The sequence below is a fragment of the Microbulbifer celer genome (genome assembly GCF_020991125.1).
GTDB classification, from domain to species: Bacteria; Pseudomonadota; Gammaproteobacteria; order Pseudomonadales; family Cellvibrionaceae; genus Microbulbifer; species Microbulbifer celer.
In genome coordinates this window covers 2,691,102-2,706,563 of record NZ_CP087715.1, presented here as the reverse complement: position 1 = coordinate 2,706,563, position 15,462 = coordinate 2,691,102, and the positions used below count along the sequence as shown (strand labels likewise).

Genomic DNA, 15,462 nt, shown 5'->3' with positions numbered 1-15,462 from the left:
GGTTCAACCGCTATTGGCGCTGTTCAGCTTTTCGGCGCAACGAATAGTGACGGTCGGTGCTTCCTGTGACGGGTCCACGACAATTTCCTGCCGTACGTCCCGGTACCCCTGTCGCGTACCAACGACGGTATAACGCCCGGGTTTGAGGGCGATTTCCCGTTCGGAGAAATTCCCCAGCCTACCGACGTGATAAATGGTGACATTGGTCGAGGTATCCGACTGAAAGCTCACAGTAATGGGAATCAGGGATTGGGTGAGCGCTGATTCCAGCTGTTCAATCTGGCCCTGCAGTCGCGGCGTGCTTGTATTCAGTGCTCGGGCATCTGCGAGGACTTTGCGCGCGTACTGATTGCGCTTGCTCTGTCCCAGGGTCAGTGGATCGTCGAGTAACTCTTGCAGCCTGTCGTCCAGTTTTGCTCGCGCTTCGGCACGGGCTTTGCCGGTAATGGCCTGCACCAGGCTGGTGTCGATTTCTATCAGCTTCTGGTAATTCTTCACTGCCTCGTGCCACTGTTCCTGTTGCTCGTACTTCGCGGCACCGGCAAACAGTCGATCGATACGGGCCTGCGCAATACCATTGTTGGCTTGGGTTATACCGATGCCTGGATCGCTGGCATTGGGTTTCAACTGCTTGGCTTTGGCAAAGTCCTTTTTTGCCTTCTCGAAATTCTCTACTGCAATTGCGGCGTAGCCCGCCGACATTGCCTCACCGTAATCCCGCTCCAGTATTGCTGCCTTTACTTTGGGGAGTAGCTCCTTGGCCGGGCGGGTTTCCGAGTCGATAGCCAGTGCCGCCTGAAGGAGGTCCAGCGCCTCATCCAGGGTGTTTTCCTCAAATGCCACCTTGCCATCGGTAAATAGCGGCCACACTTCCGGCAGTTTCTCTGCGCGGGCTTTACCTTTGGTTCCCCGTGGGTGGTCTTCGGAAATGGTCAGTACCAGGTCGAACGCTTCGTGGGCAGCTTCCGCATCACCGATGTCCAGTGCCGCGTGTCCCTCGCTCAGGTGCTGTTCGATCCGATCTGGAATACTGTCACGGATTTCCTGCAGGCCATCGAGGGCCTCGCGATATTGCTGCAGGGCTTGCATGAACTTGCGCTGGCGATAGATACCGTCCGCTTCTTCCGCCAGTGTGCGTGCAGCAAAGTACGCTTCTGCGGCCCAGACTTCCACGCGCCGTTCGGTCAGTTCGTCCTGCAGCTGCAGGATATCCTGCAGCACCTTCTGCACATCGCGCCGCTGCTGGGTAATCTCCGCTTCGGAATAAGGCGACTTCTGTAGTTTCGGCGCACTTGTCTCCTGCGCAGAAGTGGTATCTGTAGCGGGGCGCTTTACGGAAATATTCGGTTTTTCCACCATGTTTGGCAGAACCCAGAAAACACCCACCAGGGCTGTGATCATCCCGCCGGCAATGGCGATCTGCAGCAGGCTGCGGCCACGGACGTTCGTGCCGGCCGCTGCCCGGGTGCGATCTCTACTCTTGCCGGCTTTATCTTCCGTTGACTCGGTACCAAAGCTGAATTCCGCCGGCTGGATATAACTCTCCTCCTCACACGCTTGCTCGCGTGCGGGGTTCTTACCCGGCACCGTTTTTTTGTTGGGGGGGTTATCGCGGTGTTGCATGGTTTCTCCGCACTACCATTTTTGTGCGCCCGCCGGGGCTTTCCCTGTTGGGGGAAGACGAGTGTACAGACGGACTTTTGGTTGGTGACTGAATACGGATGGCATCAGATATCGCGCATACCACCGGTTTCAGCCTCGTAGATTTCTTTTAGCAGCTCGCGCCACTGGCGATACTGGTTTTCCACCGAGCCGGAGAGAGTAACGGTGCGGTCTTCCAGTTCCACGATGCGTGGCTCGACTTCCGCCTGCATGGAGTCGCCCAGCTCCTGCAGCGCCTCGATGTGCATCTTGGCCTCCGCGCGACGATCGAAACCGCTTTTTACCAGGTAACCGCCACCAGCCACGGCAACGTTACCGGCCTGTCTGGCAGCGCCGCCGCCGGCACCGGCAGCCGCGATCCCCCCTACAATAGCGGCAACCCCCATGATGGTATTGTTGCGCGCTTTGCGCTTGAGTTCGCGCATCTGTTTGACTTCTTCGTAACTCATGGCTCGCCACTCCTGATACGGCGTTTCCATGGTTTTTACAAAAGTGTCGTAGTGGCCCTGGAGGGTGTCGACAAACAGGTAGTCCCGTTCGCGAATGCGGCGTACCCGCTGCAGCATGGGGTCGTTTTCCGCCGGTAGTGCGCGCAGTTGATAAATACCCTCTTCATTCTGTGTGAGGTAGCGCTCGAAGGCGTCCGGCGCAAAGCTTTTTGCGAATTTGATTTCAGAGATCGTGCGCAACTCACTGACGTACTGGTCTGAAAGCCCCTGACGGTAGATCAGCATATCGTTGGAGATACGGTTGTAAATCCCCTGAAAGGCGTCGCCTTCCGTAGGGTGTTTGCGGTCGTAGGCGTAGTGGGAGGCTTGCTCGGTGTATTCCTTGGTAAACCAGACCTGGCCGCGGGAGTCGGTGACGGTTACCGAAACAGTCAAGGTTTCGCCATCAGATTTCATGATGGTGCCGGCCACGGTGACATCGATATTGGTGCGCTGGCTGGGAATAACCCGCACTGCCCCCCAACCCTGACTGGACTGCAGGGAGTCCGCCAGGGTGACGGCGATATAGCGCGACTCTGCACGGCGCAACTCTGGAAAGACCAGCGCTTCTTCGTCATCCTCAAGCTGATCGAGACCGGTATCAAACTGCACCACGCCTACGTCCAGCAAGCGGCCTTCAGGAATGGCGGCGTCCTCCACCGTCAGTGGGGTGTAGGCGGTGGTACGCACATCTGTAGTGGTACAGCCAGCGAGTGTCAGTGCCCCCAACAACAGTGCCGCGCATCCGCTGCGCAGGTTTCTGGTGAGTGATTGTGTAACGTCGGCGGATTTTTTCCCGCGTCCATAGATTGATGTAAACATACTGCCACCCTCCGCTATCACTTCTGGGATTTTTTATATTTGCGGTATTCTTCCCAGAGCCTTTCTTGCAGCTCCGGGTCGGTCTCGCGTATGGCTGCCTCGCGAATCTGACGGGCGACTACATCGTCGTCATCTCCCGAGGGGATATCTGCCGGCACCACCGTTGCGGTATTGCTGTGGTTATATTCCCCCTTACGTCCCTTGGTGGGGAGACCGGGGCCGGTAGCCTGACCACTGGAGTTATTTTGTTCCGGGCCGCTACCGCCCTCGCCACCGCCAGCAGGCGGCGCAGCAGGGAGCTCAGCTTCCGCATCACTGATCAGATCCTCCAGGGATTCGCCGGGTGGCACTTCCTCTTCAGCCGCGGCTTCTTCTTCGGCGGAAGCGGGACGGTTGCGTACGTAGTCGCGCTCGCGCAGGATCATGCCGTCGTAACTCACCATCGTGGACTCGAATTGTCCTTCCAGTTCTGCCACCCGTTCCGCAGAACTGGCCGGCGCTTCATCAGGTGCGCCGTTACCGCCGCCGGGGGGCGCTCCACCACCAGTCTGAGCGCTGGTGGACGGGCCACCCTCGGAAGGGGTACCGCCGGCCGCCGGGCTGCCGCTCGAGGCACTGGCTGACTGCTGTCCGCCGGCAGGGCCGCCGCTTGCAGGAGATCCACTTGCCGGAGAACTACTGGAAGCGCTGCTTGGCGCACCGGAAGCTGAGGCACTGGAAGCACTGCTGGGTGCGCTGCTACTGCTCGAAGAGGCGCTGCTGGATGATGCACTGCTGGAGGCAGAGCTGCTGGACGAACTGCTGGACGAAGAACTACTGCTGGACGATGCGCTGGCCGTTTGTTCTTCTTCGGAGAAATCGATTTCATCCGGCGGTTCGCCCTCACTGTTGGAGGACGGGTCCGGCGGCATACGCGATTCTTCGGCGCGCTGGTCGGAATCGGTATATACCGGCGAGGATTCGCCGCGGCTGTTGTTGCTGGGGTCTGCGCTGCTGGGGTCTGCGCTGCTGCTGGCGCGTTGCGAGCGCCTGCTGGATTGTTCGCCGCTATTGGAAGATGCGCTCGCCTGCTCACTGGAGCGGTCGCCGGATTCAACACTGGGCATCGAGCTGCTCGGCTGTGAGGGGCTGCTCGCGGTAGAAATACTCGGGCTCGAACTGGAACTACTGGGAGAGCTCGGCGACGGCATGCTGCTGGCCGTAGATGGGCTTGAAGACGAGCTGCTCGAAGATGACTGTGACTGGGATTGCGACTGTGACTGAGATTGGGACTGTGATGGCGAACTCGAAGAGCTGGACGACTGTGACGGCTTCGCCGGAGGCTGCTGTTGAGTCTGTTGATTTTTGCAGCCACCGATTACGGCTGCCAGTACCAGCGTGGATACCAGCGTGCACCAGTGCATACCCGCACGGTTGCCAGGATACATCGGCTTCTGCGGGGGTTGGGGTGAGAACTGTTGAGCGATCTTCCGTAATATCATGAGTTTCTCCTGATGCGCAGGAGGCCGCGGCGAAATCGCGGCGGCCTCTTTACGCGTTGTGTGAGTTCGACAGTTCCCGGCGCGTCATGTTTATCCGGCGTCAATGTTTGAGCGCCAGTTTTTTTGTGCACGGAAACGACTCGCTACATCAGTCGAACACGAATCTCTGAACGATGCCGGTGGTATCCACCGGTTCGCCATTTTCAAACCGCGGGCGGAATTTTGCCCGCTTCAGCACATTGCGCACCCGCGAGCGGATACTGACCTTGTTAGATGGCTGCGCATTCAGAATCTTTATATTGCGTGCTTTTCCAAACGCGGTGACGTCGTAGGAAACCGTCACATAGGAATTCGCCAGTGCTTCGCGATCTTCATCCAATAGTGGCAGTGTCGGCAGTGCAGCGGGGCGGCCGAAAATCGCGTCGATCTCCTGGTTGGTCGCGCCGTTATCCCACAGAGCCTGATATGCCTGGCCGTAAGTCTCGCGTGCGGAGTGCCATTTGTTGAACATCATGTACCAGTCGCCGAGCTCCACTTTTGCCTTGGCTGACGCTGCCGGTGGAGATTTCGGGTTTTTCTGGTACACATCCATAATGCGGGTAATCGCGGTTTTTCCGGAGCTGAAACTCTTCATCCGGTACTGGTCGAGTTGCGCGCGCCTTTCATTACCCATATTGCCGCCACCGAAACTTGTATTGACGACCACTGCTTCCGCGGGCTCACCCTTGTAAGTAGCGAGATAGTAGCTGCTCGCTTTCAGGCCACGTAGTGCTTCGACTAACCTCAGGTCATTGGCACCAAAGTTATGCGAAATGATATCCACCGCCAGCGCATAGAGATTGGTGGCATCGATCAAGTGCTCGAATAGTGTCGCCCCTTTTTCATCGATGTATGCCTGCAAGTGCCAGTGGCTCAGTTGATTGATGATCGGCAGCATACGTGGATCTTTCTCGCCGTAATTTTTTGCATGCAGCCAGAACAGGTATTCCTGATTGTCGTTGGCATCTTCCCACTGATTGAGCGCAATCTGGCTTTCGATCATGCGCTCGATCATGGGAACCTGGTTCAGGGAGTAGAGTCCCTCATTTACCCGGTTGATCAGCATGGCGCGACGAAATTCGCTGATGGCTTCCTCGTGTGCGCCGGAGCGCTGAAGCGCGGAACCCAGTCCCATCAATTGTTCGTCGATACCAGCTCCGTAAGCGCCGTACTCCGCCTCCATTTCTTCGATCTGCGCACGGTACTCATCCGCCGCCTTTGATGGGCGCAGTTGTCTCCTGGGCTTTTTCAGCGGCTTCGACGCCGCTTCTATATAGGCATCCGGCGGCATGCCTGCATTACCCACTGCGGATATACCTTCCGCAGATACAGAGCCACACAGCAGAGCTGAGGCTGTAAACATCAAGCCGATAGCAATTGCGTTGCTGGTATCTGTCTGTGTCACGATAGAACCACTTCCATTTCGTGTTGTGTCTGTCCTGTGCCCGGCGCGGTGCGTCGAGTGCAGGCGCGAGTGCCGGCACAACATTCCTGTTGCCGGCTCTTCTCTCCCTGAAGTGTGGTTCGTTCGTTGTCCTGCCGGTTGCCCGGCTTGTGTGTCGTTCAATGCCGGGCTTTGGCTGATTGCAGGTTCCGGTGCCTCGATTGGCAGAGGTTTGCCTTGCATTTTGATCTTTGCCGCCCGTGTATTTTGAGTATAGCCAACGAATTTTCGATGCCTCTGCCGCCGGAGTTGAATGCACTGACAAAGGCGGTTGCTCAGGGGTTTTTACAGTCTGGCAGCTGTGCAGATTACGAGGGGTGTTTGGCGACTCTGGTCAGGAAAGCCACGCCAAAAATTGCCAGTTGAGAAAGGAGGAAGAGACTCTGTCGCACAAAGAGTCAGAACCGAGGCTAACTTCCTCGTAACTGTCATTCACTTTTCCGGTTCGGCATCGGGTGCGGTAGTGGCGGGAGACGTAGTCTGAGGGGCAATTACGCCTGTTTTGGTATTGCATCCTAATATTTTGTATATATTGGTGATTTATTGCGTGTTAAATGTTTTTAATGGTTTGAGTATTTGGTTGTTTGGGCATTGAGCGCCATAATCCCCATCTGAGTGGGTTTCAAGGCCCGAAACCGTGGGAATCCTGAGAGAGGACGAGCTTGTGAGCATAAAAATACAACCGGAAGCCATCGCCAACCTGCGGGGCTTCGAACTACCTGAGCGGCTTGGCTTCGGGACTGTCATGGCGCCGGTGATGTTCCGCGCCCGTTATGAGGACGGTTGCTGGAGTAGCGGGGAGCTGGTGCCATACGCCCCCCTGATGTTGGATCCCGCGGCCAAAGTACTGCACTACGCCCAGAGCTGCTTTGAAGGGCTGAAAGCGTATCGCAATGGCTCCGGCGCTGCGCTGTTTCGCCCGGAGCGCAACGCCGCGCGCATGCAGCATTCCGCCGAGCGCCTGTGTATGCCACCGGTGCCGGAATCCCTGTTTATGGAGGGGGTGCGCACTGTCACCGCATATTGCGCCAATCTCATTCCAGCCAACAGTGGCGAGTCTCTGTATCTACGTCCTTTCCTGATCGGCACTCAGCCCGATCTCTCGGTCACTGCCAGCAGTGCATACGATTTCTATGTGATTGCCAGTCCATCTGCGGCGTACCACCCCGGCAATATGCGCCTGTGGATCGAACGGGAGGACTCCAGGGCCGCGGTCGGCGGCACGGGCGACAGCAAGGTCGGTGGCAATTATGCTGCCAGCCTGCAGAGTATCGCCCGGCTCAAGGAGCGTGGATACGATCAGTCCCTGTGGTTGAGCCCGAGTAATCGTCAGACCGTAGATGAACTTTCCGGAATGAACTTCTTTGCGGTGATGGATGGCGTGCTGCACACGCCGGCGCTCAATGGCTCCATTCTTGAAGGGGTAACCCGGGATTCTCTGCTGACGCTGGCCCGCGAAATGGACATAGAAGTGCACGAGCGGGATATCGATATCGATGACCTGTTGGCGCTGGTTCGTTCAGGCACCTGTTCTGAAGCATTCGCCTGTGGCACCGCAGCGATTGTGAGTCCCATCAGCGAGCTGGGTGATGACAACGGAAACTACAAGCTCAATTCTGCGCCGGGACCTGTGGCGGAGAAACTGCGCGCCGCTTTGCTGGATATTCAGGAGGGGCGCAGTGAGGATCGCTTCGGTTGGATTCAGCGGGTAGAAGCCGCTGAATCGTAAGCGTATTGTCCCCATCCAATCACGGTGACAGCCGCTCGGGCTGTACCTGTCTTCCAAAAGTCCGATTGCCGGTTTCACAGCGAGGCAATCGGGTTTTTCCGTATCACTTCTCTACCTGTAATTGTTTCCAGGGGAAACGCCCACAAACACCGGGGCGCCATTTTTGACACCCGCGTTGACTTGGATGACCAGGGTGTTACAACTGGAATATCCGGTTTTTTCAACCGGTTGTCGCTGAGGCACTGAGCCGTTCGCCGCAGCTACACGCAACAATAAATACTGGAACTTCGGGAAAAGCCTTTGGCGGTATCCCTCACTTTGACAAGTCGTATCCAGATCAAATTGAGCGTTGTAATAAGGCTATCCCACACATCGATCCGCGTACCGGTGTGTGTTCCTCGAATGAGAGGAGAACGGGAATGCTGAATCATCTCTATGGCCTGATGGTAAAACCCCGCAGCCAATGGCAGGAAATTGCCGGGTTGTCGGAAAAGGGGCTCAACCGTCAGCTCCCTTATGTCATCATCCTGGCATCGCTACCCGCACTGGCGTGGTTTTTTGGTACCACCCAGATTGGCTGGAGCATCGGAAATGGTGGGCAGGTACGCACTCTTACCAGCAACAGCGCGCTTTCTCTGGTGGCTGTGTTCTATCTCACCATGATTTTGGCGGTGATTGCGATCGGGTTTTTCATCCACTGGATGGCGAAAACCTACGGTGCCAAGTCCCACCCAATGAAGGGCATGGTGATTGCCGGTTTTACCGCAACCCCCATTTTCATTGCCGGGGCTGCCGGTCTCTATCCTGTTCTGTGGCTTGATATCCTGCTGGCTACTATTGCGGTCGCCTACGCGGTATATCTGCTCTACCTGGGAATTCCCATTGTGCTGGATGTGTCTGAAGAGCGGGGCTTCCTGTTTGCCAGCGCGGTAGTCACCGTGTGTCTGGTCATGGCAGTCGTGGTGATGGTTTCCACGGTTTTGTTCTGGAGTTATGTAGCCGCGCCGGTTTTCCAGCACTGAGCTAAGCCGTCGGCCGCCAATTCAAATCAGCGGCTGAGACAATCAACAAGCCCCTGGGGTTCAGGTTCCTAGCCTGTATTCCAGGGGGTTCCTGTTTCAATTGACTGCGTCTCACCTCCTGTACCCCTCACCTCCTATACCCCTCAGCTTGTGACCAGCAGGTTCCCGGCAGCTTATCGGGAGAATTGGTTAAAAGGAGACATAGTTCCGTTCGCTGTATTGCTGGCTTACAGGGGGTTGGATACTATCGATGCAGTTGTCTATAGCCACTATCTGCGCTTTCTAATTGGTACATGCGTACCAGTTAAGGGTGGAGGGGCGTCCCTTGCGGCTTGTTTCAGGCGGATGGGGCTGTCTTGGGTACACGGGGCAGACACGGCCAGGCTATCTGACACACTGACACGGAAAATAACCATAACGGAAAAGCGGGAGACCCCATGAAAACTACAGCTAAGATCGGCGTAGTTCTGTTGACGGCGCTGGCTGCCGCCTGTTCTCAGGACAGCCAGACCCAGAAAAACAATGAAAACACAGCAGCCGCAACTGCGGTGGATTTCCAGAAAGCGTTGCGCAAGCAACTGATTCAGGCCCAGCCTGGTGACGTTATCGAAATCCCTGAAGGACACTTCCAGCTCAACCGCAGCCTGTCTCTGAACGTGGATGGTGTGACCATCCGCGGTGCCGGTATGGACAAGAGCATCCTGTCATTCAAAGACCAGATTCAGGGCGCTGAGGGCTTACTGGTGAATGCCAGTGATTTCACTATCGAAGGGCTGGCGATTGAAGACACCATCGGCGATGCGCTGAAGGTCAACGAAGGCAAAAATATCATTATCCGCAATATCCGCGTGGAATGGACCAACGGACCCGCCACGGAAAACGGCGCCTATGGCATTTACCCGGTACAGACCGAAAACACCCTGGTAGAAGGGACGGTGGCCATCGGCGCTTCCGATGCGGGTATCTACGTGGGGCAATCGCGCAATGTCATCGTGCGTAATAACCGCGCCGAGTTCAACGTAGCGGGCATCGAAATTGAAAATACCATCGGTGCCGACGTTTATGGCAATGTGGCGACCAATAACACTGGCGGCATCCTGGTTTTCAATATGCCGAACCTGCCACAACCGGGGCACAGTACCCGCGTGTATAACAACAGGGTATTTGAGAATAACACCGATAACTTCGGCCATGAAGGCACCCCGGTAGCCGCGGTGCCCGCCGGCTCCGGTGTGGTGATCAATTCCAACGACAATGTTGAAATTTTCAATAATGAGATTGCAGACAATGAAACTGCGAACGTAATTGTCAGTAGCTACTTCTCGGCGGGTTACTACAGCGACAAGTCCACACAGAAAGACTTTGATCCTTATCCGGAAGGTATCTATATCTACGACAATCAGTTTGCCGGCGGTGGGGACTCTCCAGACCACCTGGAACTGAAAGCACTCAAGGTTGCCAGGTTTGGTTTGACTGGCAGCTTACCGGACATCATGTGGGACGGCGCCATGGACCCGAACAAGATGGTTAATGGTGAACTGCCGGAAAACCTCAAGCTCTGTATCGAAAATGAGGGTGTGGGTATTATCAATGTCGATGTACAGGGAGATTTTGAAAACATTTCTACCGACATCTCTGCCCATCAGTGCAGCCTCGAGAAGTTGCCGAAAATCGTCTTGGATTTTGATAAACCTCAGGAAGAGCCGGCCGCAGAAAATGAGGTAGCCGATGCATAAGTTGCTGTGGGGCGCGGTACTGGCCCTGATGCTGGTGGGGTGCGATGCACCCCGTGAGCAGGTAACGGTACACGAGAGAGAGGCAGTGCCGGATAACCTGAGTGCCTGGCATGTTGTCGAAGCGATTGACGGAAAACTCACGCTGAATGAGCGCGTGGTTCCGTACGATCTAAATACCGCACTATTTACCGATTATGCCCACAAGTTGCGTACCGTGTGGATGCCAGAAGGTACCAGCGCGGCTTATGGCGAGGATGACTTTGACTATCCCGTGGGCACGGTCATCAGCAAAACTTTTTACTATCCGCTTGCGGAAGACGGATCGGTGCTGCGGACTGATGACTACAGCGGGGATTTTGCCGGCTCAGGGCTGAATCTTGATCGGGTGAAACTGATTGAAACCCGTATTCTGGTAAAGCGGGATGATGGCTGGCAGGCTCTACCGTATGTGTGGAATGACCAGCAAACGGATGCGGTGCTGGAAATTGCCGGCGATGCCAAGCGCCTGAAGCTGGTGAGTACCGATGGCAGTGCGGAAGAGTTCACTTACGTTGTACCTGATTTCAATCAGTGCGCCGGCTGCCATGCAGACAACCATACTGAGAAAGCGATACGTCCGATCGGCCCCCGCGCTAGGCACCTCAACAAGGAGTACACCTACCAGAGCGGCAAGGAGAATCAGTTATCGTACTGGCAGCAGGTCGGTTTTCTTTCCGGTTTGCCGGAATTGTCCGGAGTGCCGCAAAACGTGAACTTCAAAGATACCGAAGTGGCGCTGGCGGAGCGCGCCCGTTCCTATCTGGATATCAACTGCGGCCACTGCCATAACCCCAATGGGCCGGCAGATACCTCGGGCTTGATGCTGGCACACGACGAGCAGGATTTGCGTCGTCTGGGTGTCTGCAAGCCGCCGGTGGCAGCAGGAACCGGGTCTGGAGATCGGCGCTTTGCCATTGTTCCGGGGCACCCGGAAGAGTCCATTATCAATTTCCGCGTCGAGTCCACCGACCCGGGTGCGATGATGCCGGAGCTCGGCCGAAGCCTGGTACACGAAGAAGGGGCCGAATTACTACATAACTGGATTGCAGGTATGCCTGGTAACTGTTCAAAATCCTGAAGCGCCCGAAAGTGCCCGCTGCAAAGCGGGCACTTTTTCTGATGTCGCTATGGACGCGAGGGTAAACCACATCAAGCTCTACGTAGTTTCAATCGGATGCGTTGAACTCCAGGTTCGGATACTGTTCGGCGTATCCCGGTGCGTTGCTTCACGATGCAGAAGGAGGAATTGAGTGCGTGTGTCGAAAGGTGGTGCGCGCATACTGGTTTGAGTGCGCGCACGCAATGTAGGGATCAGATAGGGATCATACCGTCAGTGCGGAAACCTGCAGAGGTTTTACGGCAGGCTCCAACTGCGCTGGGATCAATCGTTTGATCATCATGGTTACCGTGCGTTCCAGTAGCGGCGAGTCGATGGCTACCGCGCCGCTCAATACCTGGTATTCTAGGTTGAGAATAGTGCCATAGACGATTTGTGCTGCTGCCAGCGGGTCGGAAAGCTGCAGTAGCTCGAAAAACTCGACGATCAGGTTTTCTGTGGCGCGGTTGGCCATACGGATGGCGCGGGTCAGTTGCTCATTCCTCAGCGCCTCGTTACGAAAGGCAAGCTCAATGATGCGGTTGTCCCGGCTGCCGGCCTGGGTGCGAATATGTGACAGCACAAATCGAGTCAATTGCTGAAGGAACTGACGGCGCCCTTCGCTGGAGGCAATCACTTCCGGGGTCAGTTGATTGACGGCACTGAAACTCTCGGCCTGCAGCTGTCGGGTATGATCAATATTCTGCTCTACAAAATAAGTAAAAGCATCACTGATCAGATCATCAAGATCCTTGAAATAATAGGTGGTTGCGGCCAGTGGAACGGAAGCTTCTTTCGCGACTGCGCGGTGTCGGATGCCGCGAATCCCATCTTTTACTATCAGGCGTAATGTTGCTTCGAGAATGGCTTTGCGACGTTGGCGACTGTCGGCACGTTGAGCACGACGCCCGTGATAGACCAGTTCAGACTTTCCACTGTCTAACGTCATGAGGGTAAATCCTTATTGTGTGCTGAAAAAACAGGGAACAGTTAGCTTTATGGGTGCATGATAATTTTGATAGTAAATGTGATCTGGCATCGCTCAGCTGTATACCCTGGAGCCTATTCTATCGATATGTACCACTTTGACTACCGAGAAATCTGGGATTGTGATAGGCATCCCATTACATTGCATTACAGCCAGTCGTAATCGAATATTAATTCGGCTTACATCAAATTGGCCTGAGTAAATAAAGAGTATTGGTCAGTTGACCGTATACGGGGTCGGTCAGTTTTGGCCTGAGGGAGTGAAATTTTGGCCAGAGGGGATGTGGCTGCGAGCCGGTCAATAATGGTAGCTAGTCAGATGAATATGGCGATCCTGAATAATTTTCCACGCAGTTTCCGGAGCTTGAACGTTGTATTTTGTTCGGCTCTGAAAACTGCGAGGTGATCGGTGTCCAAAGTGTAATTCGGCGGAGATGTGTCGCTACTGAATCTTTCCGGTGGTGCGGACCCGCTTGCTACCCGCACTGATCGTGACACCGGCTTGACGTCGACGCTCTATGCTTTCATCGATGGCATTTTTTCCCGCGATGAGTAATCCAGCCACCAGAAACGCGCCGGGAGGCAGGACTGCCACCAGGAAGCCCGCGTAATCCTGCCCCAGCACCGGCAGTGTCCAGTTGGCAGCGGTGGGGCCCAGCAGCAGGTCCATATCACTGAACAGGGTGCCGCGGCCAATGACCTCCCGCACCGCGCCGATGACAATCAGCACCGCGGTAAAGCCGGCCCCCATCATAAACCCATCCACAAGAGAGGGGAGCACCGGATTTTTGCTGGCGAAGGCATCGGCACGTCCGAGAATGGCGCAGTTGGTCACGATCAGTGGAATAAAAATCCCCAGTACCAGGTACAGCTCGTAGGTGAATGCCTTCATCAACAGTTCGGCGCAGGTCACGAAGGTGGCGATGATCATCACCGAGGCCGGCAGGCGCACCGTCTCCGGCATCTGTCGACGCACCAGTGAGACCGCGAGGTTGGAGCAGGTAAGCACCGCGGTGGTGGCGAGCCCGAGGCCGATGGCATTGACCACCGAGCCGGTGACCGCCAGTAGTGGACAGAGGCCCAGCAGTTGTACCAGGGCGGGGTTGTTTTTCCACAGTCCGTTGTGGGTGATTTCACTGTAATCCGGGGTAGCCATCATTTGTTCTCCGAATCCTGAGGTGCCTGTTCCACTTCAACTGCGCGCTTGGATACGGGTGCTGAGAAAATCTTTTCGTGATGTTCATCGACGAAATCCAGCACTTTGCGTACCTGATTGACTACTGCCCGCGGCGTGATGGTGGCACCGGTAAACTGGTCAAAGGCGCCGCCGTCTTTCTGTACCTTCCACATATCGCGGCCCGGGTCCTGCAGGGATTTGCCATTAAAGGACAATACCCAGTCACTTTTTTTCAGGTCCACCTTGTCACCGAGCCCCGGGGTTTCGGAGTGATTGGTCACTCGCACCCCGGCGATGGTGCCATCGCGATTCACACCGACCAGAATGCGAATAGGACCGGAATAGCCGTCCGGCGCCACGGTGGGGATGATCACCGCAGTGATCTGGCCGTCGGGCTCCCGCGCCAGATTGATATCGCCGCCATCACTGAGCCCCAGCAGCGCCCAGTACGGTTTGGGGATGGGGTAGGTGTCCACCAGCAGATCGTTGCTGTGGCGCTCCACTGGAATGATCTCCAGCAGTGCCCGGGCCGACGCCTCGCGAATGGCGCGCTCGATGGGCCCGCGGGTGGTGATCTGGGTAATGGCGAGGGTGCCGGCGGTCACCAGGGCAAACAGTGTCAGCACTACGGCATTGCCGCCGATGGAGCGTTTCAGCATTACTGTTCCTCCAGGTCGGTGGCCTTGCGCGGGGCCTTGTGGCCGTAGGTGCGCGGCAGGGTGTAGTTGTCGATAAAGGGCGCGGCAAAGTTCATCAGCAATACCGCGAAGGCGACCGAATCCGGATAGGCACCCCAGGCGCGGATCACGAATACCAGCAGCCCCACCCCGGCACCGAATATCAAACGGCCCTTGTTACTGGTGCAGCCGCTCACCGGGTCGGTGACGATAAAGAAGGCCCCCAGCATGGTGGCGCCGGAGAACAGGTGCAGCAACGGTGAGCCCTCACTCAGGGAGCTGCCGCCGTCATAAAACAGGATGGAAAGAATCGACAGTGTGGCCAGCATCGCCACCGGCCCGTGCCAGGTGATCAGGCGGCGGAACAGCAGGAACAGGCCCCCCAGCAGAAAGCCCACATTGGCCATCTCCCACCCCAGCCCGGCGATGGTGCCTTTATTGAACACCGGCTCCATTTCATACAGCTGGGCGAGAATGGTGGATTCATTGTGGCGCACAATTTCCAGCGGTGTGGCGCGGGTGAAGCCGTCCACATTCATATTGCCGAAGATCAGGGAAAAGGTTTCGCCGAGTCCCGGCGTGCCATAAATCAGTTCTGCCGGCCCCACCCAGCGGGTCATGGCCACCGGGAAGCTGATCAGCAGTACCACGTAGCCCACCATGGCGGGGTTGAACGGGTTGTAACCCATGCCGCCGTAGAGTTGCTTGGCCAGCACAATGGCAGTGACCGTGCCGATCACCGGAATCCACCACGGGCAGTAGGCGGGAATGGCGATCCCCAGCAGCAGGGCGGTAACGAAGGCGCTGTAGTCCTTGAGGTAGAAGCCCACCGGGCGCCCGCGCAACTTCATCACCGCGGCCTCGGAAGCCAGCGCGGTAATTGCGCAGAGAGCGATATTGATCAGTACCCCGGGACCAAAAAAGACCACGAGCGCCAGTACCCCCGGAATGGTGGCGGCGGCCACCTGCAGCATCACCTTGCTGGTGCTCTGGCCGGAGTGGGCGTGGGGGGATGTGACTCGCATCAGGGACATGGTATTTCTCTGGTTATTCCCACTGTTAG

General features: G+C 56.4%; 13 protein-coding genes. 5 read left to right on the top strand and 8 right to left on the bottom strand.

All coding sequences use genetic code 11. The annotated features are described in order from the left end of the window. Positions 1-3 precede the first annotated feature (3 nt). The 3 genes from LPW13_RS11380 to LPW13_RS11370 form a co-directional block, all read right to left on the bottom strand. Positions 4-1,623 carry a hypothetical protein gene (locus LPW13_RS11380; RefSeq protein WP_230435503.1) on the bottom strand — a complete coding sequence of 540 codons (1,620 nt, stop codon included), beginning with the start codon at positions 1,621-1,623 and terminating at the stop codon, positions 4-6. Between the two features lie 104 nt (positions 1,624-1,727). Further along, positions 1,728-2,972, bottom strand: coding sequence for a hypothetical protein (locus LPW13_RS11375; protein WP_230435501.1), 1,245 nt, complete (start codon positions 2,970-2,972; stop codon positions 1,728-1,730). Between the two features lie 17 nt (positions 2,973-2,989). Beyond that, positions 2,990-3,448, bottom strand: a complete 459-nt coding sequence (locus tag LPW13_RS11370) for a hypothetical protein (protein WP_230435499.1) — start codon at positions 3,446-3,448, stop codon at positions 2,990-2,992. Between the two features lie 82 nt (positions 3,449-3,530). Here LPW13_RS11370 and LPW13_RS11365 point away from each other — a divergent pair, with 82 nt between their 5' ends. Beyond that, entirely contained in the window at positions 3,531-4,235 is a 705-nt protein-coding gene (locus tag LPW13_RS11365) for a hypothetical protein (RefSeq protein ID WP_230435497.1), read from the top strand. A 366-nt stretch (positions 4,236-4,601) separates the two neighbouring features. Here the strand turns inward: LPW13_RS11365 and LPW13_RS11360 are convergent, their stop codons facing one another. Continuing rightward, positions 4,602-5,897: a hypothetical protein gene (locus LPW13_RS11360; protein WP_230435495.1), complete on the bottom strand. Its 1,296-nt coding sequence runs from the start codon at positions 5,895-5,897 to the stop codon at positions 4,602-4,604. Between the two features lie 703 nt (positions 5,898-6,600). Between LPW13_RS11360 and LPW13_RS11355 the strand changes: the two genes are divergently transcribed. The 4 genes from LPW13_RS11355 (at position 6,601) to LPW13_RS11340 (ending at position 11,540) form a co-directional block, all read left to right on the top strand. Next, complete coding sequence (locus LPW13_RS11355; protein WP_230435493.1) at positions 6,601-7,665, top strand: branched-chain amino acid aminotransferase; 1,065 nt, start codon at positions 6,601-6,603, stop codon at positions 7,663-7,665. Between the two features lie 419 nt (positions 7,666-8,084). Beyond that, positions 8,085-8,687, top strand: a complete 603-nt coding sequence (locus LPW13_RS11350) for a Yip1 family protein (protein WP_230435491.1) — start codon at positions 8,085-8,087, stop codon at positions 8,685-8,687. 437 nt (positions 8,688-9,124) lie between these two features. Continuing rightward, entirely contained in the window at positions 9,125-10,423 is a 1,299-nt protein-coding gene (locus LPW13_RS11345; protein WP_230435489.1) for a parallel beta-helix domain-containing protein, read from the top strand. Then, positions 10,416-11,540 carry an SO2930 family diheme c-type cytochrome gene (locus LPW13_RS11340; protein ID WP_230435487.1) on the top strand — a complete coding sequence of 375 codons (1,125 nt, stop codon included), beginning with the start codon at positions 10,416-10,418 and terminating at the stop codon, positions 11,538-11,540. The genes LPW13_RS11345 and LPW13_RS11340 overlap by 8 nt, the downstream gene beginning before the upstream one ends. 244 nt (positions 11,541-11,784) lie before the next feature. Here LPW13_RS11340 and LPW13_RS11335 read toward each other — a convergent pair whose 3' ends face one another. The 4 genes from LPW13_RS11335 to rsxD all read right to left on the bottom strand — a co-directional run bounded on the left by LPW13_RS11335 (position 11,785) and on the right by rsxD (position 15,433). Then, on the bottom strand, positions 11,785-12,507 hold the full coding sequence (locus LPW13_RS11335) for a TetR/AcrR family transcriptional regulator (protein ID WP_230435485.1): 723 nt from the start codon (positions 12,505-12,507) through the stop codon (positions 11,785-11,787). A gap of 480 nt (positions 12,508-12,987) precedes the next feature. Beyond that, entirely contained in the window at positions 12,988-13,701 is a 714-nt protein-coding gene (locus tag LPW13_RS11330) for an electron transport complex subunit E (protein ID WP_230439190.1), read from the bottom strand. Beyond that, positions 13,701-14,381, bottom strand: coding sequence for an electron transport complex subunit RsxG (gene rsxG / locus LPW13_RS11325; protein ID WP_230435484.1), 681 nt, complete (start codon positions 14,379-14,381; stop codon positions 13,701-13,703). The genes LPW13_RS11330 and rsxG overlap by 1 nt, the downstream gene beginning before the upstream one ends. Continuing rightward, positions 14,381-15,433, bottom strand: coding sequence for an electron transport complex subunit RsxD (gene rsxD / locus LPW13_RS11320; protein WP_230435482.1), 1,053 nt, complete (start codon positions 15,431-15,433; stop codon positions 14,381-14,383). Before rsxD ends, rsxG begins: the two co-directional genes overlap by 1 nt. Between the last annotated feature and the right edge of the window lie 29 nt (positions 15,434-15,462).

Bases quoted from the DNA above. Each gene is read 5' to 3' on its own strand.
- LPW13_RS11350 (WP_230435491.1), top strand. From the start codon at position 8,085: ATGCTGAATCATCTCTATGGCCTGATGGTAAAACCCCGCAGCCAATGG.
- LPW13_RS11330 (WP_230439190.1), bottom strand. From the start codon at position 13,701: ATGGCTACCCCGGATTACAGTGAAATCACCCACAACGGACTGTGGAAA.
- LPW13_RS11380 (WP_230435503.1), bottom strand. From the start codon at position 1,623: ATGCAACACCGCGATAACCCCCCCAACAAAAAAACGGTGCCGGGTAAG.
- LPW13_RS11335 (WP_230435485.1), bottom strand. From the start codon at position 12,507: ATGACGTTAGACAGTGGAAAGTCTGAACTGGTCTATCACGGGCGTCGT.
- LPW13_RS11345 (WP_230435489.1), top strand. From the start codon at position 9,125: ATGAAAACTACAGCTAAGATCGGCGTAGTTCTGTTGACGGCGCTGGCT.
- LPW13_RS11375 (WP_230435501.1), bottom strand. From the start codon at position 2,972: ATGTTTACATCAATCTATGGACGCGGGAAAAAATCCGCCGACGTTACA.
- LPW13_RS11340 (WP_230435487.1), top strand. From the start codon at position 10,416: ATGCATAAGTTGCTGTGGGGCGCGGTACTGGCCCTGATGCTGGTGGGG.
- rsxG (WP_230435484.1), bottom strand. From the start codon at position 14,381: ATGCTGAAACGCTCCATCGGCGGCAATGCCGTAGTGCTGACACTGTTT.
- rsxD (WP_230435482.1), bottom strand. From the start codon at position 15,433: ATGTCCCTGATGCGAGTCACATCCCCCCACGCCCACTCCGGCCAGAGC.